The 18,371-nt window shown below is 64.6% G+C and carries 12 protein-coding genes; 7 read left to right on the forward strand and 5 right to left on the reverse strand.

Annotated features, from left to right (window positions below):
- Positions 1-359: 359 nt before the first annotated feature.
- The 3 genes from HZF05_RS13000 to HZF05_RS13010 all read left to right on the forward strand — a co-directional run bounded on the left by HZF05_RS13000 (position 360) and on the right by HZF05_RS13010 (position 7,424).
- Positions 360-2,936: a TonB-dependent receptor gene (locus HZF05_RS13000; RefSeq protein WP_160362659.1), complete on the forward strand. Its 2,577-nt coding sequence runs from the start codon at positions 360-362 to the stop codon at positions 2,934-2,936.
- Between the two features lie 127 nt (positions 2,937-3,063).
- Positions 3,064-4,269: an efflux RND transporter periplasmic adaptor subunit gene (locus tag HZF05_RS13005; RefSeq protein ID WP_160362660.1), complete on the forward strand. Its 1,206-nt coding sequence runs from the start codon at positions 3,064-3,066 to the stop codon at positions 4,267-4,269.
- On the forward strand, positions 4,266-7,424 hold the full coding sequence (locus HZF05_RS13010) for an efflux RND transporter permease subunit (protein WP_160362661.1): 3,159 nt from the start codon (positions 4,266-4,268) through the stop codon (positions 7,422-7,424). Before HZF05_RS13005 ends, HZF05_RS13010 begins: the two co-directional genes overlap by 4 nt.
- 163 nt (positions 7,425-7,587) lie before the next feature.
- On the opposite strand, the gene HZF05_RS13015 is transcribed toward HZF05_RS13010, so the two are convergent.
- The 3 genes from HZF05_RS13015 to HZF05_RS13025 form a co-directional block, all read right to left on the reverse strand.
- Complete coding sequence (locus tag HZF05_RS13015) at positions 7,588-8,874, reverse strand: APC family permease (protein WP_160362662.1); 1,287 nt, start codon at positions 8,872-8,874, stop codon at positions 7,588-7,590.
- On the reverse strand, positions 8,874-10,526 hold the full coding sequence (locus HZF05_RS13020; RefSeq protein WP_160362663.1) for a M28 family metallopeptidase: 1,653 nt from the start codon (positions 10,524-10,526) through the stop codon (positions 8,874-8,876). The genes HZF05_RS13015 and HZF05_RS13020 overlap by 1 nt, the downstream gene beginning before the upstream one ends.
- Before the next feature lie 464 nt (positions 10,527-10,990).
- Entirely contained in the window at positions 10,991-11,182 is a 192-nt protein-coding gene (locus HZF05_RS13025) for a hypothetical protein (protein WP_160362665.1), read from the reverse strand.
- A gap of 56 nt (positions 11,183-11,238) precedes the next feature.
- Here HZF05_RS13025 and HZF05_RS13030 point away from each other — a divergent pair, with 56 nt between their 5' ends.
- The 3 genes from HZF05_RS13030 to HZF05_RS22160 all read left to right on the forward strand — a co-directional run bounded on the left by HZF05_RS13030 (position 11,239) and on the right by HZF05_RS22160 (position 13,261).
- Positions 11,239-11,481, forward strand: coding sequence for a hypothetical protein (locus tag HZF05_RS13030; protein ID WP_160362666.1), 243 nt, complete (start codon positions 11,239-11,241; stop codon positions 11,479-11,481).
- Positions 11,482-11,988: 507 nt separating this feature from the next.
- Complete coding sequence (locus tag HZF05_RS13035; protein WP_160362667.1) at positions 11,989-13,011, forward strand: YncE family protein; 1,023 nt, start codon at positions 11,989-11,991, stop codon at positions 13,009-13,011.
- Between the two features lie 25 nt (positions 13,012-13,036).
- Positions 13,037-13,261: a COG4705 family protein gene (locus HZF05_RS22160; protein WP_343046889.1), complete on the forward strand. Its 225-nt coding sequence runs from the start codon at positions 13,037-13,039 to the stop codon at positions 13,259-13,261.
- Positions 13,262-13,265: 4 nt separating this feature from the next.
- Here HZF05_RS22160 and HZF05_RS13045 read toward each other — a convergent pair whose 3' ends face one another.
- Both HZF05_RS13045 and HZF05_RS13050 read right to left on the reverse strand, forming a co-directional pair.
- Positions 13,266-14,492, reverse strand: coding sequence for a histidine-type phosphatase (locus HZF05_RS13045; protein WP_160362668.1), 1,227 nt, complete (start codon positions 14,490-14,492; stop codon positions 13,266-13,268).
- A 27-nt stretch (positions 14,493-14,519) separates the two neighbouring features.
- Positions 14,520-17,060, reverse strand: a complete 2,541-nt coding sequence (locus HZF05_RS13050; RefSeq protein WP_160362669.1) for a TonB-dependent receptor — start codon at positions 17,058-17,060, stop codon at positions 14,520-14,522.
- 216 nt (positions 17,061-17,276) lie between these two features.
- Between HZF05_RS13050 and HZF05_RS21910 the strand changes: the two genes are divergently transcribed.
- Positions 17,277-17,948: a response regulator gene (locus tag HZF05_RS21910; RefSeq protein ID WP_160362670.1), complete on the forward strand. Its 672-nt coding sequence runs from the start codon at positions 17,277-17,279 to the stop codon at positions 17,946-17,948.
- The last annotated feature ends 423 nt before the right edge of the window (positions 17,949-18,371 follow it).

Raw genomic sequence — 18,371 nt, forward strand, 5'->3', positions numbered from 1 at the left:
AGCGCGGAACTGCATCCCGCCAAAGTGCAGGCCATCCGCATTTGCAACAAGATTGATACAGACAGATACCAAGATTGCCGCATTGCAATCATCGTGTCAGCCGATCGCGTGCTGCATCCGCTTCGTCGCAGCATTATGCGAGGCTCAGATAAGATTCAAAGAAACTAACAAGTTGCCCGATGCTAATCCTGACTGACTGATGAATAGTGTGCCCGCATCGCAACACCACAGCGATCAAATGATGCGGCGCAATGGAAACAAGTCGCTGTAGCAAAACTGTCATTCCCAAAGCCTAGCGGCCCTCCCTATCGAACCATAGCGACCTGAACAGGGATTCGCTTCAAGGGGGTTGCTTAGACATGCTTACTACCAGAATCATCGCGCGCGCCTCGGTCTCGGCGCTGGCGCTCGCGGCCATCGCGCCGGCTTTTGCGCAGTCCACCGGTACGCAGGAATTCGACAAGAGCCAGATCGTCGTCACCGCCAAGAACGGCGACAGTTCGGTTGCGGGCACGGCCGTCTCGTCGACGCCCAAGGCGAAGACCGCGCTGACCGACGAATTCATCGGCCGCCAGCGCGCCGGCCAGTCGATCGACGACATCATCAACATGTTGCCGGGTGTCAGCTTCCAGAATAACGGCCCGTACGGCGATGCCGGCGGAACACTCACGATCCACGGCTTCGACTCGTCGCGCATCTCGCAGACGTTCGACGGCATCCCGCTCAATGACTCGGGCAATTACGCGCTCTACTCGCAGGAGCAGGTCGATCCCGAGATCATCAAGCAGGTGGAGGTCAGCACCGGCTCGACCGACATCGACAGCCCGACCGCCTCGGCGACCGGTGGCACCGTCAACTACACCATCCGAGATCCCAGCGAGGATTTCCACGTCCGCTTCGCGGGCTCGATGGGGCAGTGGCAGTTCATGCGCCTGTTCGGCGTCGTCGATACCGGCGATTTCACCAAGTACGGCACGCGTGCCTTCGTCTCCGCGAGCAAGCAGAGCGACGTCAATCCGTATGACTCGGGCTCCAAGCTCGATCGCAAGCAGGTCAACGCCAAGGTCTATCAGCCGATCGGCAGCAATGGCGACTTCGTCTCGGTGACCGGCTTCTACGATCGCAACCGCGGCGACCATTTCAACGACTTCACGCTCCAGGAATCGAGCTTCCCCGGCTCGGCGAGCGACATCAGCGCGAAGCCTCCGATCTGCACCGTCGCCGCTGCGACGCCGGGCAAGGCCGACAAGCCCAATGCCTGCGCCACATCGGCAGCGGGCTATTACGGCTACACCCAGAACCCCACGAACATCTGGCAGATCCACCTGAACTCGCGCTTCACGCTCGCCAACGGCCTGATCCTGACGGTCGAGCCGAACGTCGGCTATACCGAAGCCAACGGCGGCTCGATCGTGACCGCGACGGAAGGCAATTACACCAAGAAAGTGAATGGCCAGACCATCTACGGCTTCATCGGCGGCAAGCCCTATCTGGGTGGCGTCGATCTGAACGGCGACGGCGACACGCTCGACACGGTCAGCGTGGATGCGCCTTCTAACACGATCACCCACCGCTACGGCGTGATCGCCAACCTGATCTGGCACATCGCGCCCACCCAGACGGTGCGCGTGAACTATACGCTGGATCACGCCAAGCTCTACCAGACCGGCGAGCTCGGCTACCTCGCTGCCGATGGCCGCCCAGTCGCCTCCTTCCCGAAGAACGATCCGATCCTGGATGCCAGCGGAAACCCGATCGAGAAGCGCGACCGCCTGTCCTATTCGATCCTGAACCAGGTTTCGGGCGAGTATCGCGGCGAGTTCTTCGACAACAAGCTGGTGCTCCAGGCCGGCGTCCGCGCGCCGTTCTTCAAGCGCGACCTGAACAACCGCTGCGTTTCGGAATCGGGTGGCAACGGTTACGTCGACTGCTTCAACGATCCCGCCTCGCAGGCCGCCTTCCTTGCCGCCAACCCGTCCTACCAGGCACCGCAGAGCCGCCACGACAATTATAACAAGGTGCTGCCGAGCGCCGGTTTCACCTACAATTTCACGCCGCACGTGAGCGCGTTCGGTGATTACTCGCAGGGCCTACAGGTGCCGAGCACCGACACGCTCTACGACGGCTTCGCCTTCCCGGTCGGCGATCCGGCGGCAAAGCCCAAAATGGAGACGAGCTACAACTTCGAAGGCGGTCTGCGTTACAAGTCGCACAATATCCAAGCGCAGCTGTCCGGCTGGTACACCAGCTTCCACAACAAGATCGAGGAATCGACGATCGAGGACCCGCAGAACCCCGGCGGCCTCCCCATCACCGTCTATACCAATCTCGGGACCGTGCATAAGTACGGCTTCGACGGCAGCATCTCCTACGCGCCGGACCACCACTTCACGCTCTATGCGTTCGGTTCGTACCTGCACTCGAAGATTCTGGACAATCTCCAGCAGGGCCTCTGCACCGCCAACAACGTGAAATTCGGTGACTCGGGCGGCCTCACCGGCACCTGCATGAGCCGCACCCAGCCGATTATCCGCGCAACCGGCGGCAAGCAGGAATCGGGTTCGCCGTCCTACATGTTCGGCGGCCGCGTACAGGGCAGCTTCGGCCCGCTCGAAGTCGGCGTGCAGGCCAAGCGCACCGGCCCGCGCTACGTGAACGACCAGAATACGCCGGTCCTCAACGAGAACGATCTCAGCGAAGCCGTCTATCCGGCCAAGACGCCGTCCTACACGCTGGTCGATCTCGACGCGCGCCTGAACCTCGGGTTCCTCGGCCTCAACGACAAGACCTACCTGCAGCTGAACGTGACCAACCTGTTCGACAAATTCTATGTCGGCGGGTTCAGCGGCCAGGTCGGCAACCTCAACTATCCGGCGCAGTACGTCTATGTCGGCACGCCGAGAACCTTCAGCGGCACCGTCAACATCGCGTTCTGATCAACGGACCGGAAGGCTCGTTACGCTGGGGTGGCAGGCGCAAGCCTGCCGCCCCTTACTTTTTCGTCATGCCAGCATTTCGGCACTGACATCAGCGCGCAACACACGCATAAGATGCGCGCCGACAATGCCTTTTCCCCGCCTCCCCGCCTCGATGTTGCTCACCGCCTCGCTGCTGGCGCTCGCCGGCTGTGGGGGCGACAAGAAGCAGCCGCCCAAGCCGACCCCGACCGTCGGCGTCATCGTCGCCCAGCCCGGCAGCGCCGCGATGGCGACCGAGCTGCCGGGGCGCACCGACGCCTTCCAGGTATCGGACGTGCGGCCACAGGTGGCCGGCATCATCCTCAAGCGGCTCTTCACCGAGGGCGGTATCGTCCATCAGGGCCAGCCGCTCTATCTGATCGATCCGGCGCTCTATCGCGCCGCCGTCGCCCAGGCGCAGGGCCAGCTCGCCTCCGCCCAGGCGACCGCCGTCGCCGCTAAGCTCAAGGCGGATCGCTACACCGATCTCGAGAAGATCAACGCCGTCGCCAGGCAGGATGCCGCCGACGCCCGTGCCGCCGCCGGTGAGGCCGAGGCCGCGATCGTCCAGCAGCGCGCCAATCTGCAGACCGCGCAGATCAACCTTCATTACACGCGGGTCAACGCGCCGATCTCGGGCCGGATCAGCCGCTCGACGGTGACGCCCGGCGCTCTGGTGACGGCGAGCCAGACCGACGCGCTCGCCTCCATCACCCAGCTCGATCCGATCTACGTCGATATCCAGCAGAGCTCGACCCAGCTGCTCGCGCTCCGCCAGGCGATCGCCAAGGGCGGCGCGATGCCGGACAAGGCGGCGGTCAAGCTCAAGCTGGAGGACGGCACGGATTATCCGCTGACCGGCAGCCTCGAATTCTCCGAGGTGCAGGTCGATACCTCGACCGGCGCGGTGACGCTGCGCGCGCGCTTCCCCAACCCGAACGGCCTGCTCCTGCCGGGGATGTATGTCCGCGCGGTGGTAAGCCAGGCGGTGCAGCAGAATGTGTTCCGTTTGCCCGAGGCGGCGGTGACGCATGACGCCAAGGGCCAGGCATCGGTGCTGGTGGTCGGTGCGGACGGCAAGGTCGCCTCGAAGAAGGTGACCGACAACGGCCTCAGCGACAATCAGTGGGTCGTCTCCGGCGGCATCGCGGCCGGCGACAAGATCATCGTGCAAGGCAGCAGCAAGGCCAAGCCCGGCCAGGCGGTGCGCGCCGTTACGGCCAGCGACAACCCGGCCGTGATCGACCAGAAACCGGGCGGCCAGAAGGGCGCCGCCGACAGCAAGGGCGGTCAGTCGGGCGCCGCCCAATGATCTCGCGCTATTTCATCCAGCGGCCCATCTTCGCATGGGTGATCGCGATCGTGATCATGCTCGCCGGCATCGGCGCGCTGACCCGCCTGCCGATCGAGCAATATCCGGACATCTCGCCCCCCACGGTCGGCATCAACGCCACCTATCCGGGCGCGTCGGCCGAAGTGCTCGAGGATTCGGTCACGCAGGTTATCGAGCAGCAGCTGACCGGCCTGGACGGGCTGCTCTACTTCCAGTCGACGTCGAGCGATTCCGGCACCGTCACGATCACCGTCACCTTCGCCAACGGGACCAACCCGGACATCGCGCAGGTGCAGGTGCAAAACAAGGTGCAGCAGGCGCTGCCCCGCTTGCCCCAGCAGGTGCAGCAACAGGGCCTCACCGTCCAGAAGCGCCAGCCCGATTACCTGCTGATCGTCGGTCTCTACGACAGTTCGGACCAGTCGACCTCGGCGGACGTCGCCGACTTCATGGTCTCCAAGCTGCAGGACCCGCTGAGCCGCGTGAACGGCGTCGGCGAGGTGGACGCGTTCGGCACCCAATATGCGATGCGCGTCTGGCTGGACCCGTTCAAGCTGAACGCGCACCAACTGATGCCGTCGGACGTGACGAACGCGATCGAGGCGCAGAACGTGCAGGTCGGCGCCGGCCTGATCGGCGCGCAGCCATCGGCGCCCGGGCAGGAACTCAACGCCACCGTCACCGCCCAGTCGCGCCTGACGACCCCGCAGGAATTCCGCGATATCATCCTGAAAACCGAAACCGATGGTTCGGTGGTGCGCCTCAGCGACGTCGCGCGCGTCGAGCTCGGGCAGGAACAATATACGTCGGTCTCACGCTACGACGCCCACCCTGCCGCCGGTCTTGCGGTCAGCCTCGCGCCGGGTGCCGACGCGCTCAAGACCTCGGAGGCCGTCCGCGCCAAGGTGCAGCAACTGTCTGACACTTTCCCGGCCGGCTACAAGGTCGCCTACGTCCGCGACAGCACGGACTTCATCAAGCTCTCGGTCGCCGAAGTCGAGAAGACGCTGATCGAGGCGATCATCCTCGTCGTCATCGTCATGTACGTCTTCCTGCAGAGCTGGCGCGCCACTTTGATCCCGGCGATCGCGGTGCCGGTCGTGCTGCTCGGCACCTTCGGCATCCTCGCCGCCGCCGGCTATTCGGTGAACACGCTGACCCTGTTCGGCATGGTGCTGGCGATCGGCCTGCTCGTCGACGACGCGATCGTGGTCGTCGAGAATGTCGAGCGCATCATGGAGGAGGAGAAGCTCTCCCCCTATGATGCTACCGCCAAGTCGATGGAGGAAATCTCCGGCGCGCTGATCGGCATCGCCATGGTGCTCTCCGCCGTGTTCCTGCCGATGGCCTTCTTCGGCGGATCGACCGGCACGATCTATCGGCAGTTCTCGATCACCATCGTCTCCTCGATGGTGCTGTCCGTGATCGTCGCCCTGATCCTGACCCCGGCGCTGACATCCACCCTCCTCAAGCCCAAGCATGAGGAGGAGGGCCACAAGCGCGACAACGTCTTCACCCGCACGTCGGATCGTTTCTTCGGCTGGTTCAACCGCACCTTCGACAAGGGCGTCAATAAATATCAGGGCGGCGTCGGTTATGTGATCGAGCGCACGCGCTGGTTCATGATCGCCTTCGTGGGCGTCGTGGCGCTGCTCGGTTTCCTGTTCATCCGCCTGCCCACCGGCTTCCTGCCGACCGAGGATATCGGCCAGGCGATCGTGCAATATTTCCTGCCGGCCGGCGCAACGCAGGATCGCACCAACAAGGTCAGCCAGGCGGCCGAGAACTACTTCCTGCACAAGGAAGGCGACGTGCAAGACATGTTCGCCAATACCGGTCGCAGCTTCTCGGGTACCGGCGACAATACCGGCCAGGCTTTCCTGCTGCTCAAGCCGTGGGACGACCGCAAGGGATCGAAGAACAGTGCGCAGGCGGTCGTCGATCGCGCGCAGAAGGCGATGGGCGGCCTGCGCGACGCGCGTGTGTTGACGGTGCTGCCGCCCGCCATCCGCGGCCTCGGCCAGACCAACGGCTTCACGCTGGAGATCCAGAACCAGGGCAATCTCAGCCGCGAGGACTTCGCGGCGGCCAAGGACAAGATCATCGCCGAGGCCAATCAGGACCCGATCCTCGACGCGGTGCGCCTCGGCTCGCTGGAGGACACGCCCCACCTGCATATCGATGTCGACGAGGCGAAGGTCGGCGCGCTCGGCCTGGCGCAGGCGGACGTCAACTCCACCCTGTCAGCCGGGTTCGGCGGCACCTACGTCAACGACTTCATCGATCGCGGCCGGGTGAAGCGCGTCTACATCCAGGGCGACGCCCCCTATCGCGGATCGCCCGAGGATCTCGCCGACTGGCACGTCCGCTCGACCAACGGCACAATGGCCCCCTTCTCGTCCTTTTCGACGACCAGCTGGACCAAGGCGCCTTCGACGCTGCAACGCTTCAACGGCGTGTCATCCTACGAGATCCAGGGCCAGGCGTCGGCGAGCAGCAGCTCGGGCGCGGCGATGGACGAGATTCAGAAGCTTGCCGAGCAGGTTCCCGGGATCGGCACCAGCTGGTCCGGCCTCTCCTATCAGGAGCGGCTGTCGACTGGGCAGGCACCGTACCTTTATGCACTGTCGGTTCTGGTGATCTTCCTGTGCCTCGCGGCGCTCTACGAGAGCTGGTCGATCCCGATCTCGGTCCTGATGGTGATCCCCTTGGGCGTGATCGGCGCCGTGCTCGCGGTGATGGTGCGGGGTCTCGACAACGACATCTATTTCCAGGTCGGCCTGCTCACCACCATCGGCCTTTCGGCCAAGAACGCCATCCTGATCGTCGAGTTCGCCGAGTTCGCCGAGGAACGCGGCAAGACGCCGATGGAGGCCGCGATGGAAGCCGCCAAGCTGCGCCTGCGCCCGATCCTGATGACCTCGCTGGCCTTCGTGGCGGGCGTGATCCCGCTCGCCATCGCGACCGGTGCCGGCGCGCAGAGCCGCGTCGCGATCGGCACGGCGGTGGTCGGCGGCATGATCACCGCGACCAGCCTCGCCATCTTCTTCGTGCCGATGTTCTTCGTGCTGGTCCGCTGGCTGTTCACGCGCGGCGGGCACAAAGGCCACAGCGACGCGGCATTGGAGGCCTGACACCGCGATCAGGTTTGACGCGTGCGATTGCAAAGACTAGCGCGGCGATTGCAGGAGTGGATTCGCCACCCGGCGGGCGCGGTCGAGAGCCGCGCGGATGTCCGCAAGGATATCGCGAGATAAACCGGGCGGCCGAGGCCGACCCGCTCCGTCCGCGCCCGCCTTACCTCTTCGCGATCACGTAGAGCAGCATCGAGGCCAAGATCACGCCGATCAGCCCGCCGATCTCGGCCCGGCTGCCCAGCGCGATCGCGACCAGCATCGATCCCGAACCCAGCACCACCCACAGGCCCAGCCACGGCAGGCGGACAGGCTCCCCGGCCTGCGCCACTTCGCGCACACGCAGCCGCCATGCTGCAAGACAGCCTGCAATATAGAGCGCGCAACTCGCCAGCGCGGCGAGCACCACCAGCTCCTCGAACGTGCCCGTAACCGCCAGTATAACGCCGATCACCGCATGGGTTATGATGGCATTGGCGGGCACCTGCCGCTTCGAAAGCCGCCCGAGCGGCGCGGGCAGGAAGCCGTCGCGCGCGAAGGCGAAGAGCAGGCGCGGTGCGCCGAGCAGATCGCTGCCGAGCCAGATCGCCATCGACAGGGCCGTCCCGATCAGCAGCAGCAGGCCGAGACGCGGGTCGATCAGCGCCATGGCGTCCGCGAGCGGCGCCTTCGAGGCACCCAGCGCATCGCCGAGCAGCCCCTGGGCCACGCACTGGATGGTGATATAGGCCAGCGTCACGAAGGCCATCGCCGAGATCAGCGCGCGCGGCAGCGTACGCGCCGGATCGCGTACCTCCCCACTCGCGCCGAGCGAGGTTTCCATGCCCTGGAAGGCGAAGAGGGAGAGCAGTATCGCGCGTCCGATGCCGCCCGCATCGGGGGCCGCACCGATCGAGAGCTTGGCCGGATCGAGGAAGAACAAGCCGATGCCGACGAACAGCAGCAGCGGCACCAGCTTCACCGTCGCTCCGGCGGCGAGCAGACGCGAGGCGGTGCGCACCCCGAGCAGGTTGATCCCGACCAGCCCGCCCAGCACGCCGACGATGATCAGCAGTCGCGGCGCAGGCCCAGCGAGTGCCGGCACGAGCTTGCCCAGGGCATCGGCCAACCCGGCCGCGATGCCGCCCGACGCCAGCACGCAGCCGAGCCAAGTGAGGATGCCCGCCACCAGCCCCACCATCGGCCCGAACGCCTCGCCCACATATCCGTAGGGGCCGCCCGAGGTCGGCACCCGGCTGCCGGCCTCGGCGAAGCACAGCACCACCGCCGCCATCGCCAGAGCACAGAGCAGATAGGCGATTAGCGCATAGGGCCCGGCGGCACGCGCCATGCCGGCGGGCAGCGAGAAGATGCCCGCGCCGATCACCGCATTCACCGTTGCGGTGGCGAGGGCATAGGTGCCGATGCCGCGATCCAGCCCCTCGTCGCGCGCCGATCCGCCGCCGGCCATCAACGGCGCTCCGCCGCCGTCTTGTCCCGCTCAGCCCGGAATTCGCTGTCCTCGGACCAGTTCGGCCACTCGCGTGAATTGGCGAGATCGCGACCGAGATCGTAGAGCAGGCCCACATCCTGCGCCATGCCGGAGAGATCCCAATCGGCCGACCATTCGTCACCCGGCTGGTGGTATCGGTTGGCGGTATAGTCCTTGGCCAGCGCATCGCCCTTCTCGCGCCCGCCATTCACCAGGTCGCGGCCCGATCCGAAGCTGATCGCCGGCACCCCGCGCTTGGCCATCGAGAAATGGTCCGAACGATAGAAGCCGCCCGCCTCGACACGCGGATCGGGCGTGTAGGAGCGGCCCTGCTTCCTGCCTTCCGCGATTAGGTCGTCGAGCAGGCCGAGCTTCGCGGTGCCCGAGATCGTGAAATCCTTCGTCGGCCCCGTGACCGACAGCGCATCCATGTTGATCACGCCCGCCGTGGTCGCCAGCGGATAGACCGGGTTCGTCGCGTAAAATTCTGAGCCGAGAAGCCCCTTCTCCTCCGCCGTCACCGCCATGAAGACGAGGCTGCGATCGGTGCGCGGCAGCGAGGCGAAGGCGCGCGCCAGTTCCAGAAGCGCCGCCTGCCCGGTGCCGTTGTCGACCGCGCCGTTGTAGATACGATCGCCCTTCGCATCCGGTGCGCCGACTCCGAGATGATCCCAGTGGGCGGTGTACATCACCGTCTCGCCCGGATGCTTCGTGCCGGGCAGCCGCGCCAGCACATTGTGCGAGGTGATGGTGGAGACGTTGGCGGTGTAGGCGGCGCTCATCGTCGCCTTGAGCTCGACCGGCTTGAAATCGCGCGTCTGTGCCTGCTTCTTCAGCGCCTCGAAATCGAGACCGGAGGTCTGGAACAGCTTCACCGCCAGATCGCGCTGGATCCACGCCTCCATCGCCGTGTGGCTGGCCTTCGGATCCTTGCGGACGATATCGAACTGCGGGTTCGTGTTGCTGTTCTTGACCGTCGCCCAGCCATAGGAGGCAGGATCGGTCTCGTGGATCACGATCACGCCCGCCGCGCCCTGCCGCGCGCCTTCCTCATATTTGTAGGTCCAGCGGCCGTAATAAGTCATCGCCTTGCCGCCGAAATCGCCCTGCCCTGTTTCGTAATCGGGATCGTTGACCAGCACGACCATGATCTTGCCGTGCAGGTCGACGCCCTTGAAATCGTCCCAGTTGCGCTCGGGCGCCTTCACGCCGTAACCGACGAAGATGAGCGGCGCATTGTCGATGGCGATCGTCTTCTCGCCGTCCATCGGCGCGCGGATCGCGATTTCGTTACCCTGCACCAGCGGCGTCTTCGCGCCCGCAATGTCCATCGCGATGTCCGGCTGTCCGACGATCTCGGAACGGAGCAACGGCACGTCCTGAGTCCAGCCGCGCTTGCCGTTCTTCAATGGGCCGCCCGGCTGGAGCCCCGCAGCCTGGAATTGCTGGATCAGGTAAGCGAGCGTCTTGGTCTCGCCCGCGGTCGCTGGCCCCCGCCCCTCGAACGCATCGGACGACAGGGTGCGGATATGGCCGGACAGGCGCTGGGGCGAGAATAAGGGTTCGGGCGGCGTAATCGCCAGGACTCTGGCAGGAAGAGCGGCAAGCAGGCAGGCAAGCATGAAACGCATGTACGGCCCCTTTCTTGGCCCGCCGAACCTATCCGCCACGCCCGAAAAGAAAAGGCTGCCGCCCGATCATCCGGACCTTCTCGAGGCCTGTGTCGCAAATCCGCGCAGCTTCGTCGATTTTCGTTAACCAAAACTGGTAAATAATTCCCCAGATAAAAAGACCTGTAGCAAGATGCGAATCAGGCGGAGGCATGATAATCTGTGATCGCTCCGGGGGGACGCGTCATGTCAAAATTGCTCTGTTCCTTTCTTGGTCACAATCGAGATCGCAAAAGTGCCTGGCATGACGGCCTGGACTGGCGTGCTTATTGTCGAAGATGCGAAGCACCGATGATCATGGACCATCAGACCCAGATCTGGCGACTGTTCGAGCCGCGCCGCGATGACAGCCCCTTCCGCAAGCCATCGCCGCGCGATGAGCGCGATGACCCCTGATCAATCGATGGAAGCTCGGCGAATTTCGTCTATTCGCCCCGTCCGCGCACGATCTGGCGGGCCAGGCGATAGATCGTCCGGCGTTCCGGCGAACGGCTCTGCTGGGCCTTCATGAGCAGGATCGTTTCGGCCTGATCACCATGCTTGTCGATGGCTTCGACAGCCTCATCGCGTGCCAGCCTGCGCTCCCGATCACTCGGGAAAAAACCCATGAACGACATTTGCCTATCCCCGCCCGAATCGAGCGTTTGATAGACCTGCGGCGAAACAATTCCAAATGCTCATGCTGCACCGCACCCCGGAATGGCACATGCTTGCGGCAACTACTGGCCACGAAATTTTACGAGGCGACCACCATCCGATAGACACTTTTCATCGACATACGCGGCTCGGCACGCGTTTCAGGGGAAATCCGATGAAGTTCGTCTGGTTCACCAAGTCCAATGGCAAGCCCGTCGCGATCAATCCGAACGGATCGGCGCTATTTTCTGCGCTCACAACAATCCCGCAGAATCGCTGATCAGCTTCGGCAAGGACGATCAGGTGATCGTGGACGGCACACCCGAGCAGATCGTTGCGAAAATTCTCGACGCGACGGGCTGACTTTCGGAAAAATCTGCTGCCTGGATTCCCTGCGAGGATCGCAGGACCCGTTACACCAGTGTGTCAACCCGCTGTAAATACAATCCTCCTCGAGACGCATACCACACCCATTTGTCCCATGTTTGTGTCGCACTCGGCATGCCGAAAGCAGCGTCAGAGAAAAAGAAGTTTCTTCTCTGACGTCTCGGCGGAAGGTGATTGCCGTCAGCTCGAAGCCGCCCTTCCGAGCGCGGTACTCCCTTGCAGCGCTCCATCACTTCGATGGTCCGGGCGGCCGATCGCGTGGAGCACGCCGCACTGCGCTTTTGTCGGTCTGGAGCAGGCGTTCCGAGTGAAATCCGACATTGGCGATTGCCAACTTGCGAGTCTCCTGGGCCTGCGCCTAAGCCGCTGACGGTCACGAAATCGAAGGGACAGGCGCTCCATGCGGATATCATCCAGGCAGGTCGGCATGCTCGCGCTCTGTGCAGCACTCGCCGTCGAAACCGCGGCGGCGGCACCCCGACCGGCGTTCTCCAACGCCGGGACGATCCGCGCCGCCGACGATGGCTGGGACATCGTCAACTGGGATGAGGCGCACAAGCGGCTGCTGGTTGCCCATGGCAAGGACGTGCTCGTGATCGACCCGGGCCAGAGCGCCGAAGTGCGCTCGGTGGGCAGTATCGAACATGCTCACGGTGTGGCAGCGATCCCCGGCACCAACGCGCTTCTCGTCAGCAGTGCGCACGACAACACCGTGCGCATCCTCGACGAGACCAGCGGAGCCGAGGTGGCGCACATCCCAGTCGGTGCGGATCCCGACGCCGCGATTGTGTCTGCCAAAGGCGACAAGGCCTATGTGATGGATTCGGATGGCGGCGCGGTTTCCGAAATCGACCTCGCTCGCCATGTCGAGACGCGCAGGATCGCGCTCAAGCCTGGCCTCGAATTCCCGGTGCTGGTTTCCCCCGCCTTGCTTGCCGTGAACAACGAGACGGCCAGCGAGATCGACCTGGTCGACCTGCTCGCCGGAAAGGCCGCCGGCATCATCGCGTTGCCCGGTTGCGAGGGGCCGACGGGCATGGCCTACGATCCCGAGGCCGGGCTCTCGCTCAGCGCGTGCGGCAACGGCAAGGCTGCGCTTGTCGATCCCAAGACCCGGCAGATGGTGAGTCTCCTGTCCATCGGGCTCGGCCCCGACACCGCGATCTGGGACGGGGCGCATCATCGCTTCCTCGTCCCCTGCGGCAAGAGCGGGACGCTCTCGATCATCCGCATGGACGGCCGCAAGGCGGTCGAAGAACCATCGATCCCGACGGAGACGAGTGCGCGCACCGCCGCCCTCGACCCGGACACGGGCCGGCTCTATCTGCCCGCCGCCCGGTTCGGTCCGGCCGTACCCCCCGCCCACCACGGTCCGATGGTGGCCGGCAGCTTCCATATCCTCGTGATGGCTCCGGGTTCATGAAAGCGAATTCCGTAGGAATTGCGGAGTGGCCGACGATGCTCGCGCCGCGTTGACCAGGGTTCCGGCGGCCACGCTCGGTTTCTGGATCGTCAAGATCCTGTGCGCCACGCTGGGCGAGACCATGGGCGATTTCCTTGACAAGCCGGTCGCTTGCAACCCCATTCTCGCGGCTATGATCATCGTGCTGATTGCGCTGCTGCCGCAGCGTGCGGGGCAGCGCCCCGACACGATCAGCCGAACGCGCAGCTGACGCCTTAAGGCTGGGCCGTCAGTGCAATGGTGAACTGCTCCGGCGTGCAGAGCCCCGGATGATCCGGGACCGAGCATCCCTTCGGCATGAGCGCCACCTCATAGGGGTCGTCGGCAGCCAGCGGGCGAGCGGACCGGATCTGCTCGAGAGCCTGCGAGCGGTATGTTATGCGTACGTAGTGGCGGCCATTCCGGTCGTGCAGGCGCGTCAATACCAGCGCGCCTCCGGGAATCGGATCATCTGCGGCAAGACCCGGTACATGCCAATCGACCGCGAGCAGGCCGCCCAGATCGGCGACGTTCGCATCGTGGCCGGAGATCACCGTCACGATGGCCGGCCCCGACAACCCCTGCTCGATCAGCGGAATGATGGCGTTGAGATGGGCGGCGGCAAGATATCGGGGACGTGCCAGCAGGCGAAACTCGATCGCGTGGAATTCCGACAGCGCGGCGATATCACCGGCGTTCGCCCGGCCCCATCCGACCTCGGCGATGGGTTTGCCCTCCGCATATTCGAGCAGCAGCGTCTGGGCTGCGCTTGCTGCCTCGCCGAGCGCGCCCGTCAACTTGGGCGCCTTGCCCGGCGTCGCCGGAACGATCGCGCTCGGCTCACCACCGATGCCGCATCCGCCGGTCTCCCCTCCGCACAAGATCGCATCGAGTCGGGCGATGAGCGGCTTCGCCTGGATCGCAAGCGCTGCCACGCCACCCGGCCCGGCGGCGTTTCGCGCGGCTTCGGTCGCGCGATCCGGATCGTAGCCCGACTGCATGGCGGGGATACCATCGAACACCGGATCATGCTGCCCCTGTGGGGGGTGCTCGCTGACCAGCCCGCACGCCGGGGCTACCGCGTGGAGCCAGGTTTCGGCTGTCGCGATGGTGCGCTCATCGCTGTCGGCGATCACGCGGACCGTGCCGGCGGCAGGGCAACCCGTGGCCGGCAACAGTCCCGCGTGCCGCAATTCGGCTCCGTCCCAGTCGGCCATGCGCGTGATCGCCAGCGCACCATGCGCGGTGAGCCAGCCCGGCGGCACGTCCCAGCCCGGCCAAGCCTGGCTGGCGATTCCCGGCGGCATCGCCGGCTCATGCGTCGGTGGCCGCACGCCATGGCGCATCAGCATCACGACGTGATCCACGATGAGCCCGTCGGGGACCGGCATATGGGCGCTGCTCGCGAACGGCGCGCCCGCGAACAGGATGCCGGCGGCGGCGAGATGCGCGATCGTCCTCATGGTTGTTCCCTCGCTCATTCCGCCGTCCTATCGATCGAAGTTGATACGGACGCCGCCCAGGAAATCCCGGTCGTAATATTCGCGCTGCACGGGATATTGGCGGCTCGACGTCTGGGTGAATTCCAGCTTGGTGTTGGTGAGGTTCTTGGCCTCTGCGAACACATGGACGCGCGGGGTCACCGCAAAATCGATGCTCGCGTCGAGCCGGAAGCGCGGTTGCGAGTACAGGTCGGTCGCATCGGAATCGCCTACCGCCCACAGATTGCGCGATACATAGGTCGAGGCGACCTCCGCCTTGAAGCGCGGGCTCTCGTAGAAAAGCGATGCGTTGAAGTTGATCGGCGAGGTCTGCGGCAGGGTATGCGTTTCGCCCTGGCGGATTTCGCCATGCGAGCCGACCAGAGTGACGTTGCCGTCGAAGCCGAAACCGTCGAGCGGCTGCGGCAGGAAGGCGAAGCGTTCATGCACCTGAGCCTCGAGGCCATAGGCATGCGCCGCGCCGATGTTCGAGAAGCTGTCCAGTTCGACCACGGTGTCCGTGAAGGGGCCGCCCGTGTACGTCACGCCGCGCTGGGTGGTCGAGATGATGTAATTGTTGAACCACTTGTAGAAGACACCCACGGACAGGAAGCTGTCCTTGCTGAAGTAATATTCGATGGTGGCGTCGAGATTCTTGCCGTAGGTCGGCTTGAGGCTGGGATTGCCTTGGCTGACCACGTCGTTGACCGTGTCGTAGCTGCGCGCGGCGCTGATCTGCTGGAAGCCGGGGCGCCCGATCGCGGTCGAGAATGCGGCACGAACTTGCAGTTGGTCGTTCAAGCGGTAGCGCAGGTTGAGTGCAGGAAACACGTTCGTATAGCTGGTATGATTGGCGTTGAGCGTGACGTTGCCGGCTTCGTCGATGGCGTTGGCGCGGTAGGTCGCGCGGGTCGCCTCGACACGCACGCCACCGACCAGGGTCAAATTGCCGAACGTACCGGTATATTGGGCGTATCCGCCGTAAACGTCCTCGCTGTCATGCGCGAAGGCGGTCGGATCGTCGACGAGCGTATCCTGGGTCAGACCTTCGATCGCGTGGTAGTCGGGTTTGCTGCCGATATTGTAGGCGCCACCGTAGAATATGTCGTTCCCGCTGCTCGCATAATCCGCATAGGTCGCGCCGTCCGGCACCGACAGGTCCGCCGCCGCCGCGGAGGCATGACGCGCGCGCTGGCGCAGGTTTCCGCCGATCTTGATTGCGCCAATATCCTCGCCAAGCGGGACCGTGAGGTTCGCGATCGCGCTGAATTCGCTGTCGCTGTTGGCGGATGGCCCGTTATCACCCTTGAAGCTGGAGAAGTTCGAGGGATCGGTGATATCCGTGCCATCGGCAGTGTGGAAAACGGGGACGTCCGCGTTGGTGTTGTTATAAACTGCCGTCACGCCCTTGTCGGCGAAGGTCGTGGAGTAGGAATAGGGAAAACGGTCGCGGCCCTTCGTATAGGCGACCTTTCCATCGAGCTTGATCCCGCCAAAGCTGGTCTCGCCGCCGCCCTCGATCAGATCGTTGTGGACGATCTCCTTGGTCGAGATGGCTTTCTGGTCGAGCTCCACGCCGCTCGAGGTGATGTCTCCGGTCGCATTGTCCACGGAGACGATGTTGTCGGCGAGGTTCTTCAGGACGAATTCGTGCTTGTTTGCGCGCTCGACATAACCGGTGTCGAGTCCGCGCACATACAGGCGGGTGTTCTCGTCTGGACGGAAGACGATTCCGCCCGAAAGGCCCTGCCGGGTACGCTGGTAAATGTAACGCCGCGGCTGGACATCGTCGAACGCCTTGCTGGCTAGAAAGGCGCTGGTGCCGGCCGGAACGACGGTCGGGTCGTTGATATAATCCGCCTCGACATCGTCGATGTTGCGCTTGTCCCGATCATAAGCATAGGACAGCACGACGCTCAGTCGATGCTCGTTACCGGTCTGGCCGAACCCGCCGCCAACGGTGATGTCGCCCCGTTCGCGCAAGGTGCCGTGCAGCGTCTCGTCGCCAAGCCCGCCGCTCCCCTCGATGAGCAGCGACTGGTTCGCGGCGATGTCGCGGGGGAGGATGTTGACGAGGCCGCCGAGTCCTTCCGCGTCGTATTCGGGGTTGAGTGATTTGATCACCTCGATGCCGCCCAAGATGCCGGACGGAAAAGCGTCCAGCGCGACGGCGCGGCTTCCGCCCTGCGGTGAGGAGGGATTCGACGCGGTCAGGTGAACACCGTCATAACTTGTCCCGTTGAGGTCCGCGTCCATGCCGCGGATGTTGACGAACCGCCCCTCACCCGTGTCGGTCTCCAGCGAAACGCCGGGAATACGCTGCAGGGCCTCGGCGGCATTGGCATCGGGCAACGCGCGGATCTGTTCGCCGGACCGGATGTCGATCACGTTGGAGGCGTTGCGCTTCACCTCGCTGCTCTGCTGGCGGATGCCGGTCACGACGATCGTCGGCCCCGGTGCCGTGCTGGTGGCGTCGTCGGCCCATGCCGGCTGAGCGACGGCCAAACCCATGATCGCTACGGAAGTGCTTAGGATAGCTTTGGATGTCATGCCCGTTCCCCTGATCCGCGGGCGCTCGCCTAACCGCGCCCACGTCGCGCTGTGGCGGTGCGATGATTTTGTGACAGCCCGGCGAACGCCCTCACCGGTCGGGCGAATGTGGCCAACTGCCAATGTTTGTTGCACTTCGGAGACGCTCCGGACTCTTGGCGAGGAGGGCCTAGGTCGACTAGGGCTGACGGTGGAAGACCGTCGCGGGAGGCGTGCGTGGATGTCCTGGTGGTCGAAGACGACGCGCGCACCGGCGAGCTGATCTGCGCCGGCCTCGCTGCGCGAGGGCATCGTGCGACCCTCGTAGCCACGGGGTCCGCCGCGCTGGCCGCGATGGAGCGCGGCCGGTTCGATGCCGCCGTGCTAGACCGAATGCTACCCGACATGGATGGAATGGAGGCGCTGCGCGAACTCCGCCGCCGAGGCAGCCGCCTGCCGATCCTCGTCCTGACCGCGCTTGGCTCGGTGACCAATCGGGTCGAAGGCCTCGATGCGGGTGGAGACGACTACCTTGTCAAGCCCTTCGCGCTGGACGAACTGGTCGCGAGACTGGGTGCGCTCCACCGTCGCATAGCCGAGGCGCCCGCAAAAATCGTGATCGATGAATTGGAGATCGACCTCCTGTCCCGTCACGTTCATCGGGGCGGCCGCTACGTCCCGCTGCAACCCCGTGAATTCGACGTGCTGGCGCTGATGGCGCGCAATGTCGGGCGGCCGATCACGCGCAAGATGTTCCTCGAGCAGATCTGGCAGATCCATTATGACCCGAGCACCAACGTCGTGGACAGCCACGTCAGCCGGCTTCGCGGCAAGCTCCGAAGCTCGGGTCAAGGCGACCCGATCGAAACGATCCAAGGTATCGGCTATCGCCTGTGCGATTCTGGATAGGGTCGCGCGCAGCGCCGCCTACCGGCTGTCGTTTGCCTATACTGCCGTCTGTGCGACGGCCGTGGCCCTGCTCGGGGCAGCGATCTACATTGCGGCACATGCGTCGTTCGTGAGCCTGCAGGACGAGGATCTCGCCAAACAGACCGCGACGCTGAAGAAGGAATATGCCGAGGGTGGCCGACCGGATCTTCTCGCGGCGATCGTGAAGCACGCGCGCAGTCCCGCCAACAGCTTTCGCTATGGTCTCTACGTCGATGGGCGGGCGATCGCGAGCGACATCGACGCGCCCGCACAGCCGCCGGGAGTGCGCGATTTCGTCTATCGCGACGCACGAGGTGCTCGCGACGACGCACGCGGCGTCACCACCCGACTGCCCGACGGTAGCCTGCTGCTGGTCGCTGTCGACTCCGGCGGGCTGGAGCG

This window comes from Sphingomonas chungangi, from assembly GCF_013778325.1.
In the GTDB taxonomy this organism is placed as follows: domain Bacteria; phylum Pseudomonadota; class Alphaproteobacteria; order Sphingomonadales; family Sphingomonadaceae; genus Solisphingomonas; species Solisphingomonas chungangi.

Excerpts from the sequence above, each read along its gene's own strand:
- HZF05_RS13000 (WP_160362659.1), top strand. The coding sequence starts at position 360 with ATGCTTACTACCAGAATCATCGCGCGCGCCTCGGTCTCGGCGCTGGCG.
- HZF05_RS13005 (WP_160362660.1), top strand. The coding sequence starts at position 3,064 with ATGCCTTTTCCCCGCCTCCCCGCCTCGATGTTGCTCACCGCCTCGCTG.
- HZF05_RS13010 (WP_160362661.1), top strand. The coding sequence starts at position 4,266 with ATGATCTCGCGCTATTTCATCCAGCGGCCCATCTTCGCATGGGTGATC.
- HZF05_RS13015 (WP_160362662.1), bottom strand. The coding sequence starts at position 8,874 with ATGGCCGGCGGCGGATCGGCGCGCGACGAGGGGCTGGATCGCGGCATC.
- HZF05_RS13020 (WP_160362663.1), bottom strand. The coding sequence starts at position 10,526 with ATGCGTTTCATGCTTGCCTGCCTGCTTGCCGCTCTTCCTGCCAGAGTC.
- HZF05_RS13025 (WP_160362665.1), bottom strand. The coding sequence starts at position 11,182 with ATGTCGTTCATGGGTTTTTTCCCGAGTGATCGGGAGCGCAGGCTGGCA.
- HZF05_RS13030 (WP_160362666.1), top strand. The coding sequence starts at position 11,239 with ATGCTCATGCTGCACCGCACCCCGGAATGGCACATGCTTGCGGCAACT.
- HZF05_RS13035 (WP_160362667.1), top strand. The coding sequence starts at position 11,989 with ATGCGGATATCATCCAGGCAGGTCGGCATGCTCGCGCTCTGTGCAGCA.
- HZF05_RS13045 (WP_160362668.1), bottom strand. The coding sequence starts at position 14,492 with ATGAGGACGATCGCGCATCTCGCCGCCGCCGGCATCCTGTTCGCGGGC.
- HZF05_RS13050 (WP_160362669.1), bottom strand. The coding sequence starts at position 17,060 with ATGACATCCAAAGCTATCCTAAGCACTTCCGTAGCGATCATGGGTTTG.